Source organism: Streptomyces sp. NPDC050619, from assembly GCF_040654815.1.
In the GTDB taxonomy this organism is placed as follows: domain Bacteria; phylum Actinomycetota; class Actinomycetes; order Streptomycetales; family Streptomycetaceae; genus Streptomyces.
Genome location: NZ_JBFAIR010000042.1, coordinates 33865 through 40011 on the forward strand (window position 1 = coordinate 33865; position 6147 = coordinate 40011).

Annotated in this window: 5 protein-coding genes and 2 pseudogenes; all 7 read right to left on the minus strand. The window is 71.8% G+C overall.

All coding sequences use genetic code 11. The annotated features are described in order from the left end of the window. Positions 1–47: 47 nt before the first annotated feature. Positions 48–596, minus strand: a complete 549-nt coding sequence (pyrE, locus tag AB0I77_RS44290) for an orotate phosphoribosyltransferase (RefSeq protein WP_363288561.1) — start codon at positions 594–596, stop codon at positions 48–50. Positions 597–606: 10 nt separating this feature from the next. Beyond that, positions 607–1404, minus strand: coding sequence for an aldose 1-epimerase (locus tag AB0I77_RS44295; protein ID WP_363288562.1), 798 nt, complete (start codon positions 1402–1404; stop codon positions 607–609). Between the two features lie 84 nt (positions 1405–1488). Beyond that, positions 1489–2352 (minus strand): SRPBCC family protein, encoded by an 864-nt coding sequence (locus AB0I77_RS44300; protein WP_363288563.1) that lies wholly within the window; start codon positions 2350–2352, stop codon positions 1489–1491. 96 nt (positions 2353–2448) lie between these two features. Continuing rightward, complete coding sequence (locus AB0I77_RS44305; RefSeq protein WP_363288564.1) at positions 2449–4131, minus strand: polyamine aminopropyltransferase; 1683 nt, start codon at positions 4129–4131, stop codon at positions 2449–2451. Between the two features lie 230 nt (positions 4132–4361). Then, positions 4362–4865, minus strand: a pseudogene (locus AB0I77_RS44310) (DUF2617 family protein); the annotation flags it as partial. 436 nt (positions 4866–5301) lie between these two features. After that, the gene (locus AB0I77_RS44315) at positions 5302–5649 is read right to left on the minus strand and encodes a hypothetical protein (protein ID WP_363288565.1); all 348 of its coding nucleotides are present in this window, start codon (positions 5647–5649) and stop codon (positions 5302–5304) included. A gap of 270 nt (positions 5650–5919) precedes the next feature. Continuing rightward, positions 5920–6147 (minus strand): annotated as a pseudogene (locus AB0I77_RS44320) (hypothetical protein); the annotation flags it as partial.

The window sequence follows — 6147 nt, forward strand, 5'->3', positions numbered from 1 at the left end:
CTTGGCCGGATGGTCCATGCTGCGGTCAGCCCAGACTCTGGCCGGGCTCAGTCCAGGCCCAGCTCGTCCTTCGAGTACGCGAAGAGGTACGGCACCCCCGCACCCTCCTGGATCTTCTCGGCGGCACCGGTCGCCCGGTCGACGATCGTCGCGACGGCGACCACCTCGGCACCGGCCTCGCGCACGGCCTCCACCGCGGTGAGCGGGGAGCCGCCGGTGGTGGAGGTGTCCTCGACGACGAGCACCCGACGGCCGGCGATCTCGGGCCCCTCGACCCGCCGCTGCAAGCCGTGCGCCTTGGCCGCCTTCCGTACGACGAAGGCGTCCAGCTTCTTCCCGCGCGCGGCGGCGGCATGCAGCATGGACGCGGCCACCGGATCAGCGCCCATGGTCAGCCCGCCCACCGCGTCGAACTCCAGGTCGGCGGTCAGGTCGAGCAGCACCTGCCCGACCAGCGGAGCGGCCTCCCCGTCGAGGGTGACGCGTCGCAGGTCGACGTAGTAGTCGGCCTCGAGACCCGACGACAGGGTCACCTTGCCGTGCACCACGGCCTTGTCCTTGATCTGCTGCAGCAGCGCGCCGCGTACGTCCGTCATGCCTGTCAGCTTAGACAGTCCGCAGACTCCGCCAGGTCCAGGTGGTGGAGGCCTCCAGCGGCTCCAGCGGCGTGACCAGGCGGGGATGCGTGTTGAGGCCGTTGGGCGGGCCGGTCTGCGGTTCCACGCACACGGCGGCCTCCTGCTCGTCGTACACCACGACCCACTCCTCGCGACTGGCCACCTTCAGCTCCAGCTGCCCCGGCCAGGTGAGGGTGACGTCGACACCGCCCGGCATGCCGAAGCAGTCGTCCCAGGGGCCGGGCTTCGGGTCGAGGCGGTTGCCGGTGGGCAGGTGGTCGGCGCCACGCTCCTCCTGCCAGGCGGGGTCGAAGTCGAGCTGTACCGGCGCTCCCCCGATGGTCCGGTTGAACCACGGGTGCCAGCCGATCTGGGCCGGGAAGGAGGAGTCGTACGTCTCCACGGACATGGTGAGCGTCAGGGCGTCCTCGGTGAGGGCGACGGCCTGGGTGATCCGGCCGGGGTGGGGCCAGGGGTCGACGAGGTCGTACGTGATGACCGCCTCGTCGGTGGAGCGGCGGGCGGTACGCCAGGCGCCGTCGCGGGCGGTGCCGTGGATGGCGTGCGGAGGGGAGTTGAGCGGCATCTGGTGGACGGTCGCGCCGTCCCGGAACCGGCCGTCCCTGATCCGGCCGCACCAGGGCACCATCGGGAAGCAACCGAAGCGGTCGCCCTGGCGGAGGAGTTCGGTCCCGCCGACGCGGAGCCCTCCCACCCGGCCGCCGTTGCCCGGCTGTACGGTCACTTCCGCGTCGCCCGCGGTCAGCGTGATGTCTTCGTTACTCACGGGATGACCCTACTGGGCGCAGCCGCGGGCAGTCGTGCGGGAGTTCAACAAGGTCGTGGGAGATACAACGAGGTCGTGGGAGTTTCAACGACGTCTGCGCAACGCCCTGCCCACGACGATCGCCGACGCGAGGGCCAGGGCCGCCGCCGGTGCCGCCCAGCGGAGCGTCTGGTTGGGGGCGATGGTGTGCGGTGCGGGGACGGGCGCGTAGCGGCCTCGCGGGGGCGCGTGGTCCACCTCTTCCGCGCTGCGCCCGATCATCGTCCGCCGCGCGTGCGCCGCCTCGGCGGGAGGTTCGGGGGCCTCGGGGAAGTCCTCGGTGAGGTCTTCGGAGGTGTCCTCGGTGAGGTCTTCGGTGAGGTCTTCGGTGGGGGGCGGCGGGGGAATCTCGGTCTCGGAGGCGGAGGCGGAGGCGGAGTCGAGGTCGGGGTCGGGGTCGGGGGCCTCGGGGGTATCCGGGACCTTCGGGGGCTCGGATTCGGCCTCCGGCGTCTCCTGCTCCCCTCCCCCCGATCGCTCCTCGTCCACCGTGGCGGCCCCGAGGTTCTCCGCGAAGCGGGTCAGCAGCCGGGTCGTGGCCGAGGCGACCGCCTCCGGCGGCAGTTCCGTGACGCGGCCGTCCGCGGGGGCCGTTCCGTCGAAGGTGAGTGTGCAGCCGCCGTCCGTGTCCCGGAGGGAGACCGTGAGGGCGAGTTTCACGGAGCCGGTGCCGCGGGCCTCGGTGGCGTCGCCCTCGAAGGCGTACGTACCGTCGTCCCGGCCGGTCACGCGCACGGAGCCGCGATAGGTGATGGAGTGGCTGCCGACGCGCACCTTCAGCCGCCCTGTGACGGGCTCGGCGCCCGCGTCCTGCTGGAGCCCGGGCACCGCCCGGGCGACCAGCGCGGGGTCGGCCAGCGCCTCCCTGAGCCGCTCGGCCGGAACCGGAACGAACACCTCATGCTCCATAGCAGCGGAGCCTACCCAGTGGGCGCCGTCGTGCACCCCCGTTGGTCGAAAGTGACCGCTCGTGGCAGACAGCATGAGTACCTCACCGGTACCGCATCAGTACCGCGGATGCACCAATGTCGACACCGGCAACCCCCTGATCCGCAGAGCGGCCGCCGCCCGCGCGTCCGCCGTCAGGGAGGTCTGCGTCAGTGTCCGTGGCGGCGGGCCCGCCGGATCCAGGCGCAGCGGCGGGCGCTCGCCGGATGCCGCAAGGACGAACCCCCAGTCGTGCGCGGCCCGCGACCCGTCGGCGGAGCGGTCGGGGCCCGCCGCGAAGCCGGAGTCGCCGCCGCCGACGCGGTAGGGCGCGGTGTGCAGGCCGGCCGCCCGGATCGTCGTCTCCACCGTCCAGAACACGCGCGGGCGGGAGGAGACCGGGCCGGCGTGCACCACCAGGCGACCGTCGGCCGCCAGCACCCGCCGTGCCAGGCCGTAGAACTCCTGCGAGTACAGCTTCGTGCTCGCCGTGATGCCCGGATCGGGCAGGTCCGCGATCACCACGTCGTACCTCTCCGACTTCTTCGGCTTCTGCGACTTCTGCGACTTCTGCGACTTCTGCGACGGTGCCCCGCGCAGCCGGCCGAAGGCGTCCGCCGTCGTCACGTGCACGCGCGCGTCGCCGTACACATGACCGTTCAGCGCGGCCAGCGCCGGGTCCTGGCGGGCCAGCCGTACGACCGCCTCGTCGAGCTCGACGACGTCCACGCGGCGCACGCCCGGATGGCGCAGCACCTCCCGGGCGGCCAGTCCGTCGCCGCCGCCGAGGACGAGCACGCGCGCGTGGGGGCCGTTCATCGCGGGGTGGACCAGTGCCTCGTGGTAGCGGTATTCGTCGCGGCCGCTGACCCTGAGCCGGCCGTCGAGGAAGAGGTCGAGGGGACGGCCGTCGGTGCCGCCGGTGAGGACGACCTCCTGGACGTCGGTCAGCAGGGCCACCCGTACGTCCTCGCCGTACACCGCGTGCCGTGCGGCCCGTTCGAAGTCGTCGACGAGTACGGCGGCCGTGGCGAGGATCGCGAGGACGGCGACGTTGGCGAGCAGCAGGAGCCAGCGCGCGCGGCGGGTCAGGTCGCGGCGGAACAGGCACAGGACGAGCACGCCGCCGGCGATCGCGTTGACCGTGCCGGTGAGCAGCGCGCCGGTCAACTGGCCCAGGAACGGCAGCAGGAGGAAGGGAAAGGCCAGGCCACCGACCAGCGCGCCCACGTAGTCCGCGGCGAACAGGTCCGCGACCGCGCCGCCCGCGTCCTGGCGCCTGATGCGCTGGATCAGCTCCATCAATAGCGGGACCTCGGCGCCGATCAGCAGGCCGATCGCGAGGGAGAAGGCGACCAGGAGGCAGCGGGGGCCGCCCGCCCACAGGCCGCCCCAGGCGCCGGTCCAGGCGAACACGGCGTACAGCGCCATCGCACTGCACCCGCCGACGAGGGCGAGTGCCGCCTCCACCGCGCCGAAGGCGGCCGCGGCGAGCCGACGCAGCCGCTTCGCGGCGAGCGAGCCGATGCCCATCGCGAAGACCATGACGGACAGCACGACGGAGGCCTGGGTGACCGAGTCGCCGATCAAGTACGAGGCGAGGGCGACGAGTTCGAGTTCGTACACCAGTCCGCAGGCCGCGCACACAAAGACGCAGGCGAGGACGAAGAACCGGCCCGTGCCGGGGCGGACGGGCAGCCGCGCGGGGCCCGCCCAGGTCGGCGCGGAGCCGGGCGGGGCGGGCGCGTGCGGTTCGATCACGCTGCGACGTTACGTCACTGCCGTGGCACGCTTCGTCACCCACACGTGTGGAACTCCGGGTCAATCCGGCGCGGGGCGTTTGAAGTGCCGTCGCCCTGGGGCTGTGCCTGTTGTGTCAGCTGTAGCTGATGTGTCTGTTGCACCTGTTGCGCTTGTTGTGCTTCCTGTGCTTGTTGCGCTTCTTGTGCTTGTTGCGCCTGGCGTGGGCCGAGTCGATCCGTCCCCGTCCGTACCCGCACTCCCACCCGCGTCCGCGTGGCCACCAAGTGCCCGTCCTGCGGGTAGGCGTGCCAGGTCCGCCAGTGCACCTGCCCTTCGTGGCGCTGGGCCAGCATCGCCGTAAAGGCGTGCGGGCTGCCGGGGAAGACGCCCGCGAGTCCGTTCGGATGGTCGGCGACCAGTGCCAGCAACTCCTGGGCGCGGCCCGCGAACTGGCCCGGAGAGAGGGCCTCCACACGGGCGGCGAACTCGTACTCCCAGTCGCCGACGCGCTTGGCCACGCCGAGCGGGAGGGGCGTGCTGCTGCCCGGGATGCACGCCACCGTCTCCGAACAAATGCCCCGTTCCTCCTCCAGGAGCACCTGGTGGGACGCGCCGAGGAGTCTCAACTGGAGCTTGGATCCGGCCAGTTCGAGGTCGAGCGTGGCCAGTGCGGGAAGCGGCTCGCGCCCCAGGGCCCAGGCGAGGTCGGCCGCGCGCGTGTCGGTGTAGGAGGTGTTCAGAGTCGTGAGCATGGATCGGCTCCGCTAGCACGCAAAGAAAGGGAGGTGTGGGTCCGGCGCGCCCCGGTCGGCACCGAGGGATTCGGCCCGGTCGGCTCAGTCGGAGTGTCCCGGTCGGAGTGTCAGGGAGGGTGTCCGCGGGACGTCCGAGGAGCCGCGTTGGTGATTTAGAGGGAATCATGAACTGTGGCGCCGCCACAGTGTTTTTACCCAACTTCGTGGGGTTTCCATACTTCCGAGGGCTCCACAGCTCAACTGTTCAACCTCGGCGTGCGCCGGGGCGGGTGGGGCGTGCGCCGGAGCACGGAAATGCCCGCCGGGAGCGGTTCCCGGCGGGCATATGACATGCACGACGAATGCACGACGAATGCACGTGATGCATGGGCAGTGCATGGGTGATGCAGGGGGTGATGCATGGGTGATGCGGGTGGAGCTCAGCTGCCCCGTGTCAGCTGCCTCCCCCGCATCCACCCCCGCCGCCACCCCCGCAGGACGAGCCGCCGCCCCCGCAGGAGTGACCACCCCCATGACCCCCGCCGTCGCCGCCTCCGTTGCCGCCGCTGTCGGACGACCCCGAGCCACCGTCACCGACGCCGACCGCGCCGCCGGCGGCCCACCAGCTGTTGTCGCCGGAGCTGGAGCTGGAGTGGGAGCCGCTGTAGCCGCCGCCTCGCGACGAACGGCGTCCCCCGCCGTGGCCCCCCAGCCGTACCGCGGCCCGCCGACGGCTGCGGCCGACGGCCACGAGGCTCGCGATCAGGACCAAGCAGCAAATCAGGATGATGCCGATGATCATGGCGTCACCCTCCTTCCGATTCCCCCGAAGCGACCCCCCGTGGGCGCCTCGCTTGGTGCGTGCCGGAGAGATGCCCCGCCCTCTCCGCGGCCAAAGCAGAGTTGAGGAAGTTCAGAGGGTTCCGTAGGGCTATGACCCCTGACCTGCACAGAAGGCCAGTTCAGGGGCCGTTCGCGGCGTCAGCAGCCGCTGTCAGGGGTGTCAGGGCGAGCCGGGCGGCCCAGGTTTCGAGCCACAGTCGCCGCGCGGCCGGGAGCTCCCGCGTGGGCCTCAGGCCGCCAGGCTGAAACCTCCCGCGGCGATGCGGGTGATGATGCCGATGCCGGTGCGCACGGTGATGGGGGTGCCACTGTCGGTGGTGCTGCCGTCGCCGAGCTGCCCAGCGTCGTTGCGACCCCAGGCTTTGAGAGTGCCGCCGGACAAGCGCGCCAGGCTGTGGTAGCTACCGGCAGAGATCGCCCAGGCGCCGGTGAGGTTGACGACGGTGACCGGCGTACC

Excerpts from the sequence above, each read along its gene's own strand:
- pyrE (WP_363288561.1), bottom strand. The coding sequence starts at position 596 with ATGACGGACGTACGCGGCGCGCTGCTGCAGCAGATCAAGGACAAGGCC.
- AB0I77_RS44300 (WP_363288563.1), bottom strand. The coding sequence starts at position 2,352 with ATGGAGCATGAGGTGTTCGTTCCGGTTCCGGCCGAGCGGCTCAGGGAG.
- AB0I77_RS44315 (WP_363288565.1), bottom strand. The coding sequence starts at position 5,649 with ATGATCATCGGCATCATCCTGATTTGCTGCTTGGTCCTGATCGCGAGC.